Source organism: Streptomyces sp. NPDC005393, assembly GCF_040606675.1.
Classification (GTDB): domain Bacteria; phylum Actinomycetota; class Actinomycetes; order Streptomycetales; family Streptomycetaceae; genus Streptomyces.
The window spans coordinates 26,173-45,578 of record NZ_JBEXFG010000028.1 but is presented as its reverse complement, the minus strand read 5'-3'; the positions used below and the strand labels follow the sequence as shown (position 1 = coordinate 45,578).

Below are 19,406 nucleotides of genomic sequence, written 5' to 3'. Positions count from 1 at the left end.
CGCCCCGAAGGATCAAGGGGCGCCCGCCCCGCGGATGACGCGCGGTGCGGCCGAAGGCGGGCATCTGCACGAATTTTTCACGGAAGGGGCAGTCATGGAGTGGTGGCGGAACGCCGCATGTACCCACGAGGACCCCGAGCTGTTCTTCCCGGTCGGAGTGGCGGGTCCCTCCGCTCAGCAGCAGGAGGCACGGGCCAAGGAGGTCTGCGGCCACTGCCCGGTGGTCCATGAGTGTCTGGAGTACGCGCTGGAGACCGGGATGACCCACGGAGTCTGGGGCGGTACCGGTGAGGAGGAGCGGCGTGCGCTGCGCCGGCGGGCGCAGCGTCAGGGGCGCGGCCCCGGCCGTCAGGAGTCGGCCGTGGCGCACGCCGGGGGCCGGCGCGCCGCCCGCTGAGGCGCGTCGTGCCGGGGGCCGGCCTATGCGTCACCGCCGCGCGGGCGGCCCCAGGACACCCGGCCCAGCCGGGCGAACCGCACCGGCGTGCCGGGGGCGGCCTGCGCGGCGGCGGCCAGATACGGCTCCGGTACGACGCCCACCACCGGGTAGCCGCCGGTCGTCGGATGGTCGGCGAGGAAGAGCACGGGGCGGCCGTCGGGCGGGACCTGCAGCGCGCCGAGCGCCATCCCCTCACTGGGCAGCTCGCCCTCCTTCGCCCGTTCGAGACACGGGCCTTCGGTCCGCAGCCCGATCCGGTTGCTCGCGGCCGAGACCCGGAAGTCACCGGTGGTGAGGGTGTGGAGCCCCGCGGTGGTGAACCAGTCGTCGCGCGGCCCGAGCACCACCGGCAGTACCACCTCCCGTGTGACGCCCTGATGGGGCACCCAGTCCACACGCGGCGCGGGGCCTCGCGGCGGCCCGAGCCTCAGGACGGCGCCGTCCACCAGGGGGGCAGGGCCGAGCCCGGAGAGCACATCCGTGGCCCGGCTGCCGAGCACCGCCTCGGCCTCGACCCCACCGTCGAACGCCATATAACTGCGTACGCCATGGGTCGCGGCCCCCGCCTCCAGCAGAGCGCCCGCCGGTATCCGCAGGGGCGCCCCCCACGCGGCGGGACGGCCGTCGACGGTGACCGGGCAGGGCGCGCCGGTGACCGCCACCGTCGCCGCGCGGCGGAGCCGCAGGGCGCAGCCGGTCAGCGTGGTCTCCAGGGTCGCGGCCCCTTCCGGGTTGCCCACCAGCCGGTTGGCGAGCCGGTGGGCGGGCTGGTCGAGCGCCCCGGAGCGCGGCACGCCGAGATGGGCGTGGCCGATGCGGCCCAGGTCCTGGACGGTGGTCAGCGCGCCGGACCGTACGACCGCGAAGGCGCTGTCGGTCATGCGCGGCCCTCTTTCGGTGCGAAGCGGACGCGCGTCCCGGGCGCGAAGAGCGCCGCCGGTTCGCGGGCCGCGTTCCACAGCACGGCGTCCGTCGTGCCGATGAGCTGCCAGCCGCCGGGTGAGGAGCGCGGATAGACGCCCGTGTACGGGCCCGCGAGGGCGACCGAGCCGACCGGGACCCTGGTCCTCGGGGTGGCCCGGCGCGGCACCTGGTAGCGCTCGGGAAGCCCCGTCAGATAGCCGAAGCCGGGCGCGAACCCGCAGAAGGCCACCCGGAACTCGGTGCCGGAGTGGACGCGTACGGCCTCCTCTGGGGTGACGCCCCACACCTCGGCGACCTCGGCCAGATCCGGTCCGTCGTAGCGCACGGGGACCTCCACGGTCTTGCTGTCACCGCGGCGCAGCGGCGGTATGCGCCACGTGGGCAGCTCCGCGGCGAGGCGCCTGGGGTCGTCGAGCCCGTCGAGGAAGACGGTGCGGGCGGCGGGCACGATCTCGCGCACGGCGGGCAGTTGACGGGCCGCCGCGCGGCGCAGCAGCTCGGCGTGGAGCGCCTCGGCCGCGTCGCCGCTGTCGAGTTCGATGAGCAGCCCGTGGTCGCCGACGGGCAGGCTCCGCATGCTCACGCGAACGCCGCCACACGTACCCCCGCGCCCGTCAGCTCGGCCCGCACCCGGCGGGCGAGCTCGGCGGCGCCGGGGGTGTCGCCGTGGACGCACAGGGAGCGCACCTCCACCTCGATCCGCTCGCCGTCGATGGAGGTCACCGCCCGGTCGCGGGCGAAGCCCAGGGAGCGCTTGACGACGGTGTCGGGGTCGCAGACGACGGCACCGGGCTCACCGCGCGGGACGAGGGTGCCGGCCGAGGTGTACGCGCGGTCGGCGAAGGCTTCGGCGATCACCGGCAACCCGGCCGCGCGGGCCGCCTCATGGAGCCGGGACCCGGGCAGGCCCAGGACGGGCAGCGGGCCGTCGGCGGCCAGCCGGACGCCCTCGACGACGGCGGCTGCCTGTGCCTCGTCGTACACGCTGCGGTTGTAGAGCGCGCCGTGCGGTTTGACGTAGCGCACCCGCGCCCCGGCGGACCGGGCGAAGATCTCCAACGCGCCGATCTGGTAGGCGATCTCGTCGGCCAGCTCGCGCGGCGGGACATCCATGGCGCGCCGTCCGAAGCCGGCCAGGTCCCGGTAGGAGACCTGCGCGCCGATGCGTACGCCGCGCTCGGCGGCCAGCTCGCATACCCGGCGCATGGTCGAGGGGTCGCCGGCGTGGAAGCCGCAGGCGACATTGGCGCTGGTGACGATGGACAGCAGGGCGTCGTCGTCGGTGAGCCGCCAGTGGCCGAAGCCCTCGCCCAGGTCGGCGTTGAGGTCGATCGACGGGGTCGCCAAGGAGGTGGTCATATCCGTCCGTTCGGCGTGCGGGTACGGGGCGCGGTGCGGATGACACCACAAGGTAAGCGATCGTTGAACGATCCGACAAGAAGGTTGTTGTCCCTTTCCTCTTTGTGGGCTTGAATTCTCGCGATACGGGAGGAACGGGACGCCGAAAAGGGGTAAATGTGGCGAACGGTACGAAGGGCGCGGAGCGGCGTCTCGCGGAGGCGTCGGGGGTGTCGGAGGCGGCCGAGGTCTCCGGTCTCGAGGCCGACCGGGCGCTGCTGGGGCGTACCAGCACCGCCGAGCGGGTCGCGGACATTCTGCGTGACCGTATCGCCGAGGGGTTCTTCCCGCCCGGCACCCGGCTCTCCGAGGACAGCGTGGGGGGCGCGCTCGGCGTCTCGCGCAACACCCTCCGGGAGGCGTTCCGCCTGCTCACGCACGAGCGGCTGCTGGTGCACGAGCTCAACCGCGGGGTGTTCGTCCGCATCGTCACGGTCGACGACCTCAATGACATCTACCGCGTCCGCGGGCTCGTCGAATGCGCCACGGTCCGCGGTCTGGGGGAGCCCCCGTATTCGCTGGAGGCGGTCGAGGCGGCGGTCGTGGCGGGCGAGCGGGCCGCGCACGACCGGGCGTGGCAGGACCTGTCCACCGCCAATATCCGCTTCCACCAGGCGGTCGTGGCACTCGCCGGAAGCCCGCGCGCCGATGAGCTGATGCGCGGGGTGCTGGCCGAGTTGCGGCTGGTCTTCCATGTGATGGCCGACCCCCGCCGCTTTCACGCTCCCTATCTGGTGCGCAACCGGCAGATCCTGGAGGTGCTGCAAGCCGGGGACGCGGCCGAGGCCGAGCGGTTGCTGGCCTCCTATCTGGACGACTCCCACCGGCAGTTGGCCGACGCCTACGCGCAGAAGGTGTCCCAGCGGTAGCCGTTTTCCGGGGGGTGAACGATCCGGCGAGCCGGAAACAAGTTGGTTTCAACACCTTGTCGGATCGTTCAACGAACCCTGGCCTCCGGTGCATTCTCCTCACGCCCCGGTGAGGTCCTGTGCGCGGAAGGCGGGACGCATGATCGTTCTCCTCGGCGTCCTCGTGGTGATCCTCGGATTCGCCACCCGGTGATGAGCAGGATCGAGCCGCTTCATCCACGGCTTCCGGCTGCGCCGCCGTCGCCACCTTCGCGGCGCTCGCCCTGGACGGACCAGCGGGGTGCGGGCCGTAGACTGACGGGCCGGTGAGTCGCGGGGGACGAGCCGGTGTACGGGCGCGTACGCGCGGGGCGGCTCCGTGCCATAGCGGGATCTCCGTGCCGTTTCGTCCGTTGTCGGTGCGACCGCCTACTCTGTGCGACGTGACATCTCCACCCCACGGGGCCGCTGCGCCCCAGCTCAACGGCCATGGCGGGGCCGCCCGCCCGGCCCTGGGCCCGGCGGCCGACGAGGGCCTGGCCCGTCGGCTGCGCGCGCTGGCGTGCACCGCGCCGCTGCACGACCTCGACACGCGCAAGGCCAACCTGGCGGGGGAGTACGGGGTGTACGCGATGGCCGAGGTCGCCCTCGCCGCCATCGACCTCGTCACGCTCAACATGGACTTCGACACCGGTGCCGACCATGAGCAGATAGTGGCCAGGCTGCTGCCCCGCGTGGCGGCCCAGGCCCCGGCGCGGCCCTCCGCCGAGCATGAGCGCGTCGCGCGCTGGGTGCTGGAGAACCTGATCAACGTCGGCAGCGTGGACCGAGGCTTCCGTGCCGTTTATGGCACCTTTGGTGCCGATGGTGCGTATGTCCGGCGGGACTACGACTTCAAGCTGGTCGAGGAGGTGCCCGGCCCCGGCGGCGGCGTCTATCTGCGCACGACGGACGAGGCCGTCAACGTCCTGGTCGGCGCGCTCGACACCGACGTCACCAGCGCCCAGATCGCCGCCGAGGTCAAGCTGGAGGTCCTCATCAGCCGCGGCCGGCTCGCCGACGCCCAACTCGCCGCCGAGCAGGCCCGCTACCGCACCGTGCAGTACTCGGAGACCCTGCGCCGCACCCTCGACGCGACCCGGCGGAACGTCCGCGCGGTCGACTGGCTGCGTACGGTGCCCGAGCTGATCACCGAGGCGCTGGACCATGTCGCCGACCGCTACCGGCATGAGAACGCGATCCTCACCAACATCCGCAAGGCGCGCGACGAGGCCGAGGGCGCCGAGCACAAGCGGCGCGCCGCCGAGCTCGTCGACATCGTCAAGGACTGCATCCGCCGCCACACCCAGCTGCAGTCCCGGCTGCTGGAGGCCGGGCCCCTCTTCCGCGCCGAACAGGACCGCCAGGCGTTCGCCGCCCCCGCCGCGCGCGCCGGCTTCGACCTGTACGGACAGCTGCTGGCCCCGCTCCTCCCGCTCCCCGTCGAGCAGGCCGGCCGCGTCACCGACGCGTTCTTCGCCCGCGGTACGGGGCTGCGCACGCCCAGCTCGGTGCGCGTCGGTGACCTGATCGACATGCTCCTCACCCCGCCCGTGGAGCGCGAACACCTCGGCGCGGAGATGCCCGAGCCGGACCTCATCGCCACCCCCGACGACAGCCGCTTCAGCGAGGAGCAGCTCGCGGTGGCCATGGACCTGCTCGACCTCCCCGCCGACGCCCCCCGCCGCCTCTCCGGCCTCCTCGCCGACGCCCGCCGCCGCGACCCCGACCTCCCCTACCTCATCGCCCTGCTCGCCGTCCACGCCGCCAGCCCCCCGGTCGGCACGGCCTACCGCCAGGGCGAACAGCGGCTGCTGTTCGCGGTGGACGACGGCACGGAGCTGGACGACCCGGAGTTCGGCGGCGCGGACCTCATCGTGGGCACGGCGCTGCTGGACGCCGTCGGTATGGCGGCGGACCGCGCGGAGGTGGCGTAACCGTGACGCCGACCGCCGCCCGTGAGACCGCCCCCGCCGTCAAGGAGCTTCACCCGTGACCGAGTACGACGCCGCCGACGAGGCGGCACAGCCGGAACCGACGTCCGCGCCGAGTGCCCCGAGTGCCGCCGCGCCGATCACGCCCGCCGACGCGGCCGACGCCGCGCGGCTGGTGGCCTTCGGGCTGCAGCCCAAGCTGGTGCCCGCGCGGGATGCCGAGTACGCGGAGCTGCTGCGCCGGCACCGCGACGAACCGGCGTTCGCGCGCCTCACCGATGCCATCGCCGCCGGGCTCGGGCTGGTCGTGCTGGAGGTGTCGACCCGCGCCGGGATGGCCGTGACGGCCGCAGAAGACTCCGTTTTCGCCGTACGGATGGGCGACTACGCCCGCCGGGCCGCCTCCGACTCCGCCGACCGCTTTCTGCACGGCCTCGCCCATCTCGCGGTCGCCGCCCTGGCGTTCCCGCGCCCCGAGGACCTGGCCGACGACGGCTATATCGGCCGCGTCACCGTCAACGGCGTCGACGCCTTCGTACGCCAGGCGTGCCGTCGGCTGGAGGAGCGGGCCGAGGAGCAGGGGGAGAACACCGACCCCGCCACCGGTGCGCCGGGGCTGGAATCCGCCTGGCGGGTGTACGCGCGCCGCAGCGCGACCGGCGCGACCAAGGACGCGCGCAGGCTCGCGGGTTCGACGACCGGCATCGTCGGCAAGGCCGTCGCCTTCCTCGTCGACTCCGGCTTTCTGCAGCGCACCGGGGACGACGCCGGAGGCGCGTACCGCACGACCGCCCGCTATCAGCTGCAGGTGCGCGACATGGCGGCCGGCGCCGCCATGGCCGAGCTGCTGGAGCTCGGCGTCGTGCCCGTCGGCGACGGCAGCGCGACACTGCTGCCGCCGGAGGACACCGACGACCTCGACCTCGTCGCCGGCGCGGGGCTGCCCTTCCACTCCTGAGTTCCTGACCACTGCCCGACCACCACCCTTCACGACAACGAGAGTCCGCCGCCATGTACGAGCTGTCCCGGGTCCGCCTCTACTCCATCGGGCCGGCCGGTGCGCGCTACGCCGACACCGTGCTGGACCTGCGCGGAGTCGGCGAGCCGGTGCCCAGCCCCGCTCCCACCCAGGCGGAGTTCTTCGAGGAGGAGCCCGTCGGGCCGCCGCGCCGCCCCGCGCCCGCCGGTGTGCTCTTCCTGGAGAACGGCGGCGGCAAGTCGGTCCTCCTCAAGCTGATCTTCTCGGTCATGCTGCCCGGCCACCGCAACACCCTCGGCGGCGCCAGCTCCGGCGTGCTGCGCAAGTTCCTGCTCGCCGACGACTGCGGGCATGTCGCCCTGGAGTGGCAGCACACGGTCACCGGCGAGACCGTCGTCGTCGGCAAGGTCAGCGAGTGGCGCGGCCGTCAGGTCTCCAACGACCCGCGGAAGTTCGCCGAGGCGTGGTACTCCTTCCGGCCGGGGCCCGGCCTCAGCCTCGACTCGCTGCCGGTCGCCGAGTCCGCGGCGGTGCGGCCCGTCGCCGAGGGCGCGTCCACCGCCCGCGGCCGCCGCCGCACCATGAAGGGTTTCCGGGACGCCATCACCGAGGCGGGCAAGGCGTATCCGCACCTGGACGTGGTGTGGGTGGAGATCCACGAGCGCTGGAACGAGCACCTGGGCGAGCTCGGCCTCGACCCCGAACTCTTCCGCTACCAGCGGGAGATGAACGCAGACGAGGGCGAGGCGGCCGGGCTCTTCGCGGTCAAGAACGACTCCGACTTCACCGATCTGCTGCTGCGCGCCGTCACCGACACCCGCGACACCGACGGGCTCGCCGACCTCGTCCACGGCTTCGCGCACAAGCTCGGCCGCCGCGCGGAGCTCATGGCGGAGCGGGACTTCACGGCCGGTTCGCTGGACCTGCTCTCGCGCATCGAGGAGGCCGCGGAGCGGCGCGAGCAGGCACGCGGCGTCCACACGGGAGCCGAGCGCCGCACCCGTACGCTCGCCCGGCGGCTGTCCGCGCGCGGCGCGCAGGAGCGGGGGCGCGCCGCCGAGCTGGCCCAGCAGGTCGCGTCCGCCGCGCACGCCGTCACCGAGGCCGACCAGGCGCGCGGCCGCAGCGACCTGATCGCCGCCGAAATCGCCTACCGCCACGCCTCGTTGGCCCTCGCCGCCGCCGAGAAGGGCGCGGCGGCGCAGCGCCGCGAGCTCAACGACGCCCGCACCCTGCACTCCGCCTGGCAGGCCGCCGAGACCGTGCTGCGCCACCGCGCCGCCGCCGACCGCTCCGCGCGCGTGGCCGCCGCCATCCGCGAGGCCGAGCGGGACGCGGCCCCCGCGCTCGCCGCCCGCGCCAAGGCCGCCGCCGACCTCGTACGGGTGCTGCACGCGGCGGCGGAGGACGGCGAGCGGCTCGCCAACGAGGAGGAGGAGCGCTCCGGCGCCCTCCAGGAGGCCGGCGAGGCCGCCCACCGCGACGCCACGGCCGCCGCCACGGCCGGCCAGCGCGCCCGCAGCGACGCCGGGCATCTGCGGCAGCGGCTCGCCGAGGTCGAGCAGGAGACCGCCGAGGCCGTACGCGCCGGCTGGCTCGACGACTCCGCCCCCGACGCCGACCCGGCCCGCGCCGCGCTCGCCGCCAGCGACGCCGAGAAGACGACGGTCGCCGCCTGGAACGCCGCCCGCGAGGCGGCCCGCCGCACCGCCGACCACGCCAAGGCGGCCGCGGCCGAACAGGCCCGCACCGAACTGGCCGAGGCCCGAGCGGTGGACGCGGCACGGGCCGCGGACTCCGCGTACGACGCCGAGCGGCGGGCCGCCGAGTCGCTGGGCGCGGAACAGCGCCTCGTCGAGCTGCTGGGCCTTCCACAGCCTCCGGCCGCCGTCCCCGCCCCGCGCGCCGACCGCTCCCTGCCGGCCGACTCCAGCCGGGCGGGATGGGTGACGGTCCGCGTGGACGAGGAGGACGCGGACGACATGCTGGGCCTCTCCCGACTCCCCGCCGCCTTCCGCGCGGACGGTCCGGCGCGTATCGAGGACGCCGTGGAGGAGGACGGCGTGTACTTCTTCGCCGATGCGGAGGAGGACGGCGCTCTCTCGTTCGCAGACGCGGACGCGGAGTGGGGCGGCCGTTCGTTCCGGGCGGATGCGAGCTCGCAGAGGCCCCACGCCGGGTTCGAAGCGGGGGACGGCGCGTCGCGGTCCGACGAGGGCGACGGTGCGGTGGACGATCGTCCGTCGGCGGCTGGGCCGCGCCTCACGGAGCCGGATTCGCCCCATGCCGGGGAGGCGGAGGAGGCGGCGTCGTCCGCCGGCCCGGACGAGCCGGTCGGCTGGGCGTCGTGGCGGGCCGGCTCGGACACCGCGTCGGGGGACCGTCCGTCGGCGGAGTACTCGCGCCCGGCGGGGGGCGCGTCGCCGTCTGCCGAAGGCGACGGTGCGGCGGCGGCCGAGCCACGCCCGGCCCGGCGCCTGGGGGGCGGCGCCGCCTCCGGCGGTCGTCCGGTGGCGGCCGAAACGCGCGGGCCGGGGCGGGTGACCGTCCGTATCGAGGAGACGGACGGGGAGGGCGCCGCGCCGGGTGGCGACATGGCGTCGCGGGGCGAGAGCCGAGACGTACGCCGTGGCGGCGAGCCCACGACGGCTCGCGGGGGCCGGGCGGTGGCGGCGGAGTCCCGGCCGCCAGGTGGGGTTTCGGCCCGCGTCGACGCGACGGAGGGCGGCGCGGAAGCCGATCCCGAGCCGAGCGACCAGGGCGACCAGGGCGACCAGGGCGACCAGGCCGCCGACGACGCCGACTGCTGGGCACCCGAGACCGACGGCGAGCCCGCCGCGCCGGAGCGCGCACCGAGCCGTGAGCCGGGCCGTACTGCTGTGCCGCTCCGCCCCGACGGCCCGCTGACCGCCGATGAGCTCGACCGCAACGCCGACGCGCTGCGCGAGCTCTTGGATGAGAGCGTCGCCTCCGCCGAGCGTCAGCTCTTCGAGCTGCGGACCGCCGCCGCCGACGACGCGCGCATTCTCGCCGCGCTCGGCGACGGCGGGCTGCTGCCGCCCAGCCCCGACGTACTGGCCGCCGTGGAGTATCTCGGCGAACACGGCATCCCCGCCCTCCCCGGCTGGCGCTACCTCGCCCAGGCCGTGGACCCCGTGGACCACGCCGCCGTGCTCGCGGCCCGCCCGGAGCTGGTGGATGGTGTCGTCATCACCGACCCCGACACCCACGCCCGTGCCCGCGAGGTGCTGGGCCAGGCGTCGCTGCTGCCGCGCTCGGCGGTGGCCGTCGGGACCTCCGCCGCGCTGCTCGCACCGACGCCCGCGCCCGGGGCGCCGGACAGCGGGGTCTTCCTCGTGCCGCCGAACCCGGCGATGCACGACGAGCGCGCCGCCGACGACGAACGGCGCGAGCTGCGGGCCCGCGCCACCGCGCGCGACGAGGAGATCCGGGCGCTGGCCACCCGGCTGGCCGGGGACCGGGCGCTGTCGGCACGGCTCGCGTCGTGGCGCACCGGCTGCCCGCCCGGCCGGCTCGCGGAGCTCGCCGCGGCGGCCGAAACCGCCCGGGAGGCCGCCGAGTCCGCGCAGCGGGACCTGGAGGAGGCCCGTACGGCGCGGGCGGAGGCGGATGAGGCCGCCACCGAGTCGGCCCGGGTGCGCGATGAGCGCCAGGAGGCGGCGCAGCGGGCCCGCCGGGTGGCCGACGCACTCGCGGGGCTGGCCTACCGCCTGCGCGAGCGCGCCTCCTGGCAGACCCGGCAGCGCGAACTGGCCGAGGAGGCCGCCGAGTCGGAGGAGCAGGCCGCCGCGTGCGTGGACCGCGCCCGCGCCGCCGACGAGGACCGGCGCGCCGCCCAGCGCGCGGCGGACGACGCGCGCCGCACCGCTCGCGCCCTGCGCGCCGAGCGCGCGGAGATCGCGGGCGCCCCCGACGACCTCGGGCAGGACACCGAGCCGCCCTCCGCCTCGCTGCCCGCGCTCCGCGAGGCGTACCGGGCCGCGTCCCAGGTGTACGAGAAGGTCGGCGTCGGCGCCGACCTCCGCGCCGAACAGGCCCGCGCCGAGAGCGACGAGAGCGCGGCGCTCGCCACCCTCGACCGGCTCACCAACAAGGTCCGCACCCGCGCCGCCCAGCTCCTGGAGGGCACCGACGGTGCCGACGGCCCGTCCCGCCAGGCCGCCGCGGCCCGCGCCGAATCGCTCGTCCAGATGCTGGAGACCCGCGCCTCGGCGGCGAGCGAGCAGCTCGGCCGGCTGCGCGGCGAGGCCGAGCGGCTCGCGCCCGCCGACGGCGACGCACACACCGAGCTGCCGGAAGAGATGGTTCCGGCCGACGCGGAGCGCGCGAAGGAGCTGCTGCGCACCGCCAATGCCGAACTGGCCGCCCGTACGGACGCCCTGGAGACCGCCCGCACCGCCCACGCCGATCTGCTGCGCGCCCACCGCTCCGCCGAGGACGCGGCGGGCGGCTTCGACGAGACCGCGGCCCTGCTGAGGGATCTGCTGCGGGACGGGCCGGGCGCGGCGGAGGACGAGGCCGAGCGGCCTGATCCGTACGCCGGCGACCTGGCCGAGGCCCGCCAGGCGGCGGCCGAGGCCCGGCGCTCGCTGCGCGGCTGCGCCGCGGATCTGTCGGCGGCCGAGTCGGCGGTCCGGGAGGCCGGTGACGTGCTCGTACGGCACGCCAACTCCACCCGCTACGAGCAGGTCCGCACCCCGGCCCGCCAGCAGATCCGCGAACTGCCCGCGGCGGCGCTGCCCGAGCACGCCGCGGCCTGGGCCGAGGCGTTCGCGCCCCGGCTGCGCGTGCTGACCGATGAGCTCGAGCAGCTGGAGCGCAACCGGGACAGCATCGTGGACCGGCTGCGCGGGCTGGTCGAGTCGTGTCTGGCCACGCTGCGCTCGGCGCAGCGGCTCTCCCGGCTCCCGGAGGGGCTCGGCGAGTGGTCGGGGCAGGAGTTCCTGCGGATCCGCTTCGACGACCCGGACCAGGCGACGCTCACCGAGCGGCTCGGCGAGGTCATCGACGAGGCGACCCGCTCCGCCGTGAAGAAGAACTCCGATCTGCGCCGCGACGGCATGTCGCTGCTGCTGCGCGGCGTCCACGCGGCGCTCCAGCCGCGCGGGGTGGCCGTCGAGATCCTCAAGCCGGACGCGGTGCTAAGGGCCGAGCGGGTGCCGGTGGGGCAGATGGGCGATGTCTTCTCGGGCGGTCAGCTGCTGACCGCCGCCATCGCCCTGTACTGTACGATGGCGGCGCTGCGCAGCAACGACCGGGGCCGCGACAAGCACCGCCACGCCGGCACGCTCTTCCTCGACAACCCGATCGGCCGGGCCAACGCGACGTATCTGCTGGAGCTTCAGCGGGCGGTCGCGGACGCGCTGGGCGTGCAGCTCCTCTATACGACGGGGCTGTTCGACACGACGGCGCTGGCCGAGTTCCCGCTGGTGATCCGGCTCAGGAACGACGCCGACCTGCGGGCGGGGCTGAAGTACATCAGCGTCGAGGAGCATCTGCGCCCGGGGCTACCGGCCCGGGACCCGGAGGGGGAGCAGGTGCACGGTCAGATCACGGCGACGCGGATGTACCGGCGGCCGGAGGCGGACGCGCCCGCCGAAGCCGCGGACTAGGCGGAGCGCCGGGTGGTCGCGGCGGCCCTCAGTTCGCCACCGTGTCTGGGTGGTGGTCCCCGCGGAGGGCGCGAGTTGACGTCGCCGTTGTAGCCGGTGGTGACGGTGCAGGGGGTGTCCGAGGGCGCGGTGTAGACGTGGCTGACCGTGGCCGTGCCGTCCGTGACGGGCGCCGTCACGCTGGATGTTCCGTCGCCGAAGTCGAACGTGACGGTGCCGGTCGGCGTGCCCGTCGTGGGCGGGACACCCGTCACCACAGCGGTGAAGGTCACCGGCTGGCCGACGAGGGCGGGATCAGGCGTGGAGGTGACGCTCGTCGCCGAGGGCGCCTTGCAGCCGAAGGCGTCGGGAACCGTCACGCTGCCCCCGGGGGTGGTGACGGTGATGTCGGCGGGACCGGGGACACGCGGGGGCGTCACCACGACGATCAGGGTGTCCGAGTCCGAGTACGCGCGGAGGACGTCGCGGGGACACCGCCGATGGTGACGCCGGTGACGCCGGTGACGCGGGGGCGCGGTGCCCGTCAGGACGATGGTGTCGCCGCCCGCGATCGACCCCGTGGCCGGGCTGACACCGGTGACGTGCGGGGCGGCCGCGTAGGTGCAGAGCAGCCTGTTGCTCACTCCGCCGATGGTGGTGACATGGACCGGGACGGTGCCGGGCCCCGACACGGGCGGAGCGGTCACGAGCACTTGCTGGTCGGAGACCGCCGTGGGGTGGGCGACGGCGTCGCCGAAGTGCGCGAGCAGCGCGGTGCTCAGGTTGATGCCGCTGAGTTCGACGATGTTGCCACCGCCGAGCGGACCGGCGACCGGAACGATGCCCGCCAGGCCGGGCCAGTGGATGGAGAAGAAGAGGCCGAGGGGGGGCGGTTCCGCCGGGGGTGGTGACCGTGACCGGGACCGCTCCGCTGCCCGAGGGGCTCACCGCGACGATGGTCTCGTCGTCGAGGACGGCGAAGCTCGCCGCCGGGCGGGGACCGAAGAACACGGCTGTGGCGTAGGTGAGGTGGCGGCCGATGACGGTCACCACAGTGCCGCCGCTGTAGGGGCCCTGGTCGGGTAAGACCCGGAGAACTGGTTGAGGAGTTCGAGCGTGCCCAGGCGGCCGGCGACCTCGATCCTTTGTCGGCCCACCGCGATGGCCGGCCCGTTCCCCACGCCCGGCGAGGGTGTCCAGGAGGGCGCCGCCGTCGATCGTCGCCAGCGCGCCGGCGCTGTCGACCGCGGTGCGCACGACCAGGCGGTCGGAGGCTCCCCGGACACGAGGTCACCCGAACGGACGAGCGCTCCAGCGGGCGGTCGCGGACGCGCCGGTCGGTCTGTGCGAGGGTGCCGACGAGGTCGCGGCAGGAGGGGGACGGGCCTGGTCCGGCCAGGCCCCCGGCACGGCCCGCGGCGGCCGCTCAGGCGAACCAGCCCTGGGGACGCGGACGCGTATTGCGCCAGATGTGCTTGGTCTCGCGGTACTCGGCGAGCCCGCTGGGCCCCAGCTCCCGCCCGGTACCCGACTGTTTGAACCCGCCCCACTCCGCCTGCGGCAGATAGGGGTGGTAGTCGTTGATCCATACGGTGCCCAGCCGCAGCCGGGAGGCGACCCGCTGCGCGCGCCCCTCGTCGCCGGACCACACCGCCCCCGCGAGCCCGAAGACCGTGTCGTTGGCGAGCCGTACCGCCTCGTCCTCGTCGGTGAAGCGCTCCACCGTGAGCACCGGTCCGAAGGACTCGTCGGCCAGCACGGACATGCCGTGGTGGCAGGAGTCCAGAACGGTCGGCAGATAGTAGAAGCCGTCGGCCAGGTCCGGATCGTCGGGGCGGGCGCCCCCGCAGCGCAGCCGTGCGCCCTCGGCGATCCCCGCGGCCACATACGCCTCGACCTTGGCCCGGTGCGCGGCGGAGATCAGCGGACCGGTCTGGGCGTGTGCGTCGAACGGCCCGCCGAGCCGGATTCGGCGGGCGCGGCGTACGACCTCCTCGACGAAGGCGTCGTGCACGGGGTCCTCCACCAGCAGCCGGGCGCCGGCCGAGCAGACCTGCCCGGAGTGGAGGAAGACCGCGGTGAGCGCGTAGTCGACGGCGGTCTCGAAGTCCGCGTCGGCGAAGACGATATTGGGGTTCTTGCCGCCCAGCTCCAGCGAGGTTCTCTTGACGGTGTTCGAGGCGGCGGCCATGATCCGGCGCCCGGTCCGCAGACCCCCGGTGAAGGACACCAGATCCACATCGGGGTTGTCGGTGAGCGGGGCGCCGGCCTCGGCGCCCGGGCCCAGCACCAGATTGGCCACTCCGCCGGGCAGCCCCGCCTCCTCCAGCAGCCGCGTCACGGCGATGGCCGTGCTCGGCGTCAGTTCGCTCGGCTTCAGGACGAAGGTGTTGCCCGCGGCGAGCGCGGGCGCCACCTTCCATGAGGTCTGCAGCAGCGGATAGTTCCATGGGGTGATCAGCGCGCAGACACCGACCGGTTCATTGACGACGCGGCTGACGGCGTGCTGGGTGCCGGTGTCCACGACCCGGTCCGCCTCGGTGCGCACCAGCTGCCCGTAGTAGCGGAAGCACGCCACCGCACCGTCGATGTCGAGCTCGCTCTCCGCCAGCCGCTTCCCGGTGTCCAGGGACTCCGCGCGGGCGAGTCCGGTCTTGTCGCGCTCCAGCAGGTCCGCGACGCGCAGCAGCAGATCGCCGCGCGCCCCGACCGGGGTGTGCGGCCAGGCCCCCTGGTCGAATGCCTGCCGGGCGGCGGCCACCGCCTCGGCCGCGTCCTTGCCGCCGCCCTCGTCGACGACCGCCACCAGCGATCCGTCGGCCGGGCAGCGGATCTCACGGGTGCGTTCGTCGATCGCGCCGGTCCACTGGCCACCGATGAAGAGATCAGTCACGGGCATTCCTCCGCTTCCGGGGTCGGGACATGGTCCGTCACCCATTGGTGAAAGGCGCCGATGTGGTGCTCGCTGGGGACGAGCACCCCGCCGAGGCGGTACGCGCGTGAGTCCATCGCGGGCTGGGTGCGCTCACAGGCGTCGAAGTCCTGGGTGTTGACCCGATGGAACAGCTCGACCGACTTGGACAGATCCCGTTCGGAGGCGACCACCTCGGGTGCGTAGAGCCAGTCGCATTCCACCAGCGTGCGATCGGGGGCGAGCGGGAACATCCGATGGACGATCACATGGTCGGGGACGAGGTTGATGAAGACCTGCGGCCGCACGGTGATCGCGTAGTAGCGGCGGTCCTGCTCGGCGGCGAGGCCCGTGATCCGGCCGAACCCCGCGCTGCCGTCCACCGTGAACCCCTCGGCCTCCTCGGCGAACTGGGCGCCGTGCCCGACGAAGTACTGTGCCGCGAGGCCGTCGGCGAACTCCGGCAGTACCTCGGTGAGCTCCGGGTGGATCGTGGCGCAGTGGTAGCACTCCATGAAGTTCTCGACGATCAGCTTCCAGTTGGCGCGGATGTCATAGCTGATCCGGCGGCCCAGGGACAGCCCCGCCACGCCGTAGCGCTCCACGGCACCGGCGTCGCCGAGCCGCTCGGCGACCGCCCCGATGACCGTCTCCTCGAACGACGGCGGCTCCTCGGCCAGACACACCCACGCATAGCCGAGCCATTCGCGCAGCGCCACGGGCAGCAGCCCGCGCTCGACCCGGTCGATATCGGGCATTCTCTGCAGATTGGGTGCGGCGGTGAGCTTGCCGTCGAGATCGTAGGTCCAGGCGTGGTACGGGCACTGGAGCGAGCGCCGCACCGTGCCGGACTCCTCGGTGCACAGCCGGGCGCCGCGGTGGCGGCAGATGTTCAGGAACGCGCGCAGCTCACCGCCGCGGTTACGGGTGATCAGCACGCTCTCGCGGCCGACCTGCACGGTGCGGAACGCCCCGGGCCGGTCCAGATCGGCGCTGCGCACCGCGCAGAACCACAGGGCCTCGAACAGATGCTCCTGCTCCCGCCGGAAGATCTGGGGAGCGGTGTACCAGTGACCGGGGAGAGTGGCGATGAGACTGGACGCGGTGGCGGCGGGTGATTCGGGAGCCACGGTCATGGGGTTCTCCTCAGGCGGGCGCGGCGATCAGTCGGCGGGGGTCGAAGAGCTCAATGGGTTGCGGGGTGTCACCGGTGAGCGCCAGGTCGGCGAGGATCTCGCCGACCACCGGCACGAATTCGAAGCCGTGTCCGGAGAAGCCGCAGGCGACGGTGACCGAGTCGGTGTGTGCCGGACGCCGGGTGATGACGAAGCGCTCGTCGGGCGTGTTGCTGTACACGCGGGTGGCGGCCATCACCCCGCCGCACGGCGTGGCGACCTCGCGGCCGGTGTCCCGCTCCAGCCGCTCGTACAGCTCGTAGCTGCGCAGCAGCAGCGGCACATGCGCGGGGTCCTCGAAGTACGACTGGCGGGTGACACGCGAACCGCCGTGGCTGGAGCCCCGGTTGTGCACCGGGCCGAACTTCTCCAGGCCGAGCACGCGGACGCCGCGCGCGGCGAGATGGTGGGCGGCGGCACTGCCCATGCCGCCGAGGCCCAGGACGATCACATCGTAGGTGGGGGCCATCAGGGGTCCTCCGAGCGGTCGTTCACGCGGTCGTTCACGCGGGGCGTCGGGGGGGCACACGGGCCGGATCAGCGGCGGATGCGCTCCATCCGCGGGTCGAAGAGCGGCTCGGCGGCGACGGTCGCCGGGACCTTCTCGCCGAAGTACTCGATATGGACGGCGGTGCCGGGCACGGCGGCCCCGGCCGGCAGCCAGGCGTACGCCACGGTCCGGCCGATCGTGTAGCCGTAGGAGGCGCTGGTCACATAGCCCGCCGCGACCCCGGCCGCGCCTTCCAGGAACACCGGCTCCTTGCCCATGACGAGTGCCGCCGGATCGTCCAGGGTGAGACAGGCGAGCTTGCGCCGCACCGTCTCCTCGCTGCGCCCCTCCAGCGCCGGGCGCCCCACGAAGTCGCCCTTGTTCATCCGGACGGCGAAGCCGACCCCGGCCTCGTACGGATCGTGTTCGGCGGTCATGTCATGACCCCAGGCGCGATAGCCCTTCTCCAGCCGCAGACTGTTGAAGGCGGAGCGCCCGGCGGCGATCACCCCGTGCCGCTGTCCCGCCTCCCACAGCGTGTCCCACAGCCGAAGGCCCAGATCGGCGGTGGTGTACAGCTCCCAGCCGAGCTCGCCGACGTAGGACAAGCGCATCGCGGTCACCGGGACATGGCCGATATACGTCCGCTTGGCCTTGAAGTAGCCGAACGCCTCATGGGAGAAGTCATCGCGGGTCAGCGGCTGGACGAACTCCCGGGCGAGCGGGCCCCATACACCGATGCAGCAGGTGCCCGGCGTGATGTCGGCTATATGGACGTCGGCTGGGGCGTGGCGCAGCAGCCAGTCCAGGTCCAGTCCGCTGTTCGCGCCGACTTGGAAGGCGTTTTCCGCGATGCGGGCGACCGTCAGATCGCTGCGTACGCCCCCGGCCTCGTCCAGCATCAGGGTGTAGGTGACCGCGCCGGGCTTCTTCGCGAGCTGGTTGGTGGTCATGCGCTGGAGGAAGTCGAGCGCGCCGGGCCCGCTGACCTCCAGCCGCTTGAGCGGGGTCATGTCGTACAGCGCGACCCGCTCCCGGGTGATCCGGGCCTCGGCGGCGGCGATCGGCGACCAGTAGCGGGCCGACCAGGGGTCGCGCTCGGGCAGCTCGATCCCCTCGGCGAGCGGGGCGTTGGCCTCGTACCAGTGCGGCCGCTCCCAGCCCGCGCCCTCCAGGAAGTACGCGCCCAGCTCCCGCTGCCGTACGTGGAAGGGGCTGACCCGCAGCGGGCGGGGCTGGTCCATGGGCTGCAGCGGGTGGATGACGTCGTAGACCTCGGCGAAGTTCTGCGCGCCGCGCTCGGCGACATAGGCGGGGGAGCGCTGGGCGTCCTCGAAGCGGTAGAGATCGCACTCATGGACGTCCACGGCCGGCCGCCCGTCGGTCATCCACTCGGCGACGGCCTTGGCGACGCCCGCGGAGTGGGTCACCCACACCGCCTCGGCCAGCCAGAAGCCGCGCACCTCGCGGGACTCGCCGAGGACCGGCATCCCGTCGGGGGTGAAGGAGAAGACGCCGTTGAAGCCCTCCTCGACACGGCTTTCGCCGAGCGCGGGAAGCAGTCCGACGCTGTCCTCCCAGCTGGGCGCGAAGTCCTCCTCGGTGAAGGGCAGCGAGGACGGCATGACGGGGGCCTCGTCGTACGTGGGCACCGCGGCCGGGTCGACCGGCAGGGGGCGGTGGGCGTAACTGCCGATGCCGATGCGGTCGGTGTGCTCGCGGAAGTAGAGGTCGCGGTCCTGGAAGCGCAGAATCGGCCGGCTCGCCTCCGTCCGCGGGTCGTTGACCCCCGCGAGCTCCGGCAGCGGCGCGGTCCTGGCGTACTGGTGGGCGAGCGGCAGCAGCGGTACGGGCACCCCTGCCATCGCGCCGATCAGCGGCCCCCAGAACCCGGCCGCCGAGACCACCAGGTCGGCGGGGAAGGTGCCCCGGTCGGTGACCACGGCCGTGACCCGGCCGTCCTCCTGCTCGATACCGGTGACGGTGTGCCGGTCCAGGAAGCGGGCGCCGCGCGCGGTGGCCCGCTCGATCTGGGCGCGGGAGGCGAGCAGCGCGCGGGCCAGCCCGTCGTCGGGGGTGTGGAAGCCGCCGAGGATCGCGTCCGGGTCGAGCAGCGGCCACAGCTCGGCGCACTGGGCCGGGGTGAGCAGTTCGCCCCGTACACCCCAGGACGCGGCGAGCCCCGCCTTGCGGTGCAGATCGGCCCAGCGCTCCTCGCTGGTGGCGATCTCCAGACCGCCGACCGGGTTGAAGCAGGACACCCCGTCGACCTCGAGGGAGGAGAACTTCTCGACCGTATAGGCCGCGAACTCGGTGAGGGTCTTGGACGGGCTGGTCCGGAAGACGAGCCCGGGGGCGTGCGAGGTCGAGCCGCCGGGGGCGAGCAGCGGGCCCTGGTCGAGGACCGTGACGTCGGTCCAGCCGCGCGCGGTCAGCTCATCGGCCAGCGAGCAGCCGACGATCCCGGCGCCGACGATGACGACGCGGGCGTCGATGTCGGGTGTCGCAGTGTCTTCTTGTTCGCTTCTCCGCCCGTGCGGCGCAGAGGTGCGGGTGTCGTGGTTGTTGTGCGGTTCGGTGGCCGCGCGTGCGTCGCTCGCAGTGTCTTCTTGTTCGCTTCTCCGCCCGTGCGGCGCAGAGGTGCGGGTGTCGTGGTC

At 74.0% G+C, this 19,406-nt stretch carries 14 protein-coding genes and 1 pseudogene; 6 read left to right on the top strand and 9 right to left on the bottom strand.

Going from position 1 to position 19,406, the window contains the following annotated elements; genetic code table 11:
* Positions 1 to 94 precede the first annotated feature (94 nt).
* Positions 95 to 397, top strand: coding sequence for a WhiB family transcriptional regulator (locus ABZS71_RS22375; RefSeq protein WP_356212767.1), 303 nt, complete (start codon positions 95 to 97; stop codon positions 395 to 397).
* Between the two features lie 23 nt (positions 398 to 420).
* On the opposite strand, the gene ABZS71_RS22370 is transcribed toward ABZS71_RS22375, so the two are convergent.
* The 3 genes from ABZS71_RS22370 to ABZS71_RS22360 are packed head-to-tail and all read right to left on the bottom strand — an operon-like array spanning position 421 to position 2,722.
* Positions 421 to 1,320, bottom strand: a complete 900-nt coding sequence (locus tag ABZS71_RS22370) for a biotin-dependent carboxyltransferase family protein (RefSeq protein ID WP_356212765.1) — start codon at positions 1,318 to 1,320, stop codon at positions 421 to 423.
* Complete coding sequence (gene pxpB / locus ABZS71_RS22365) at positions 1,317 to 1,940, bottom strand: 5-oxoprolinase subunit PxpB (protein WP_356212868.1); 624 nt, start codon at positions 1,938 to 1,940, stop codon at positions 1,317 to 1,319. Before pxpB ends, ABZS71_RS22370 begins: the two co-directional genes overlap by 4 nt.
* Positions 1,941 to 1,942: 2 nt before the next feature.
* Positions 1,943 to 2,722, bottom strand: a complete 780-nt coding sequence (locus ABZS71_RS22360; protein ID WP_356212763.1) for a 5-oxoprolinase subunit PxpA — start codon at positions 2,720 to 2,722, stop codon at positions 1,943 to 1,945.
* A 209-nt stretch (positions 2,723 to 2,931) separates the two neighbouring features.
* On the opposite strand from ABZS71_RS22360, the gene ABZS71_RS22355 reads away from it, so the two are divergent.
* From ABZS71_RS22355 to ABZS71_RS22340, 4 genes are all read left to right on the top strand, one after another.
* Positions 2,932 to 3,630: a GntR family transcriptional regulator gene (locus ABZS71_RS22355; protein WP_356212866.1), complete on the top strand. Its 699-nt coding sequence runs from the start codon at positions 2,932 to 2,934 to the stop codon at positions 3,628 to 3,630.
* A gap of 422 nt (positions 3,631 to 4,052) precedes the next feature.
* Entirely contained in the window at positions 4,053 to 5,585 is a 1,533-nt protein-coding gene (locus ABZS71_RS22350; RefSeq protein ID WP_356212761.1) for a hypothetical protein, read from the top strand.
* A 55-nt stretch (positions 5,586 to 5,640) separates the two neighbouring features.
* On the top strand, positions 5,641 to 6,540 hold the full coding sequence (locus ABZS71_RS22345; protein WP_355852895.1) for a hypothetical protein: 900 nt from the start codon (positions 5,641 to 5,643) through the stop codon (positions 6,538 to 6,540).
* A gap of 53 nt (positions 6,541 to 6,593) precedes the next feature.
* On the top strand, positions 6,594 to 12,194 hold the full coding sequence (locus ABZS71_RS22340) for a hypothetical protein (RefSeq protein ID WP_356212758.1): 5,601 nt from the start codon (positions 6,594 to 6,596) through the stop codon (positions 12,192 to 12,194).
* Here ABZS71_RS22340 and ABZS71_RS22335 read toward each other — a convergent pair.
* Positions 12,191 to 12,961 carry an IPT/TIG domain-containing protein gene (locus ABZS71_RS22335; RefSeq protein WP_356212863.1) on the bottom strand — a complete coding sequence of 257 codons (771 nt, stop codon included), beginning with the start codon at positions 12,959 to 12,961 and terminating at the stop codon, positions 12,191 to 12,193. The genes ABZS71_RS22340 and ABZS71_RS22335 overlap by 4 nt on opposite strands.
* Here ABZS71_RS22335 and ABZS71_RS22330 point away from each other — a divergent pair.
* Entirely contained in the window at positions 12,911 to 13,084 is a 174-nt protein-coding gene (locus tag ABZS71_RS22330) for a hypothetical protein (protein WP_356212756.1), read from the top strand. The two genes, ABZS71_RS22335 and ABZS71_RS22330, sit on opposite strands and share 51 nt — an antisense overlap.
* A 46-nt stretch (positions 13,085 to 13,130) precedes the next feature.
* On the opposite strand, the pseudogene ABZS71_RS22325 reads toward ABZS71_RS22330, so the two are convergent.
* The 5 genes and pseudogenes from ABZS71_RS22325 to ABZS71_RS22305 form a co-directional block, all read right to left on the bottom strand.
* Positions 13,131 to 13,223: pseudogene (locus ABZS71_RS22325) on the bottom strand (hypothetical protein); the annotation flags it as partial.
* A 376-nt stretch (positions 13,224 to 13,599) separates the two neighbouring features.
* Entirely contained in the window at positions 13,600 to 15,066 is a 1,467-nt protein-coding gene (locus ABZS71_RS22320) for an aldehyde dehydrogenase family protein (protein WP_356212753.1), read from the bottom strand.
* Positions 15,063 to 16,220, bottom strand: coding sequence for an aromatic ring-hydroxylating dioxygenase subunit alpha (locus tag ABZS71_RS22315; protein WP_356212750.1), 1,158 nt, complete (start codon positions 16,218 to 16,220; stop codon positions 15,063 to 15,065). Before ABZS71_RS22315 ends, ABZS71_RS22320 begins: the two co-directional genes overlap by 4 nt.
* A gap of 10 nt (positions 16,221 to 16,230) precedes the next feature.
* Complete coding sequence (locus ABZS71_RS22310) at positions 16,231 to 16,728, bottom strand: FAD-dependent oxidoreductase (protein ID WP_356212747.1); 498 nt, start codon at positions 16,726 to 16,728, stop codon at positions 16,231 to 16,233.
* 68 nt (positions 16,729 to 16,796) lie between these two features.
* Positions 16,797 to 19,244, bottom strand: a complete 2,448-nt coding sequence (locus tag ABZS71_RS22305; RefSeq protein ID WP_356212860.1) for an FAD-dependent oxidoreductase — start codon at positions 19,242 to 19,244, stop codon at positions 16,797 to 16,799.
* Positions 19,245 to 19,406: the final 162 nt, after the last annotated feature.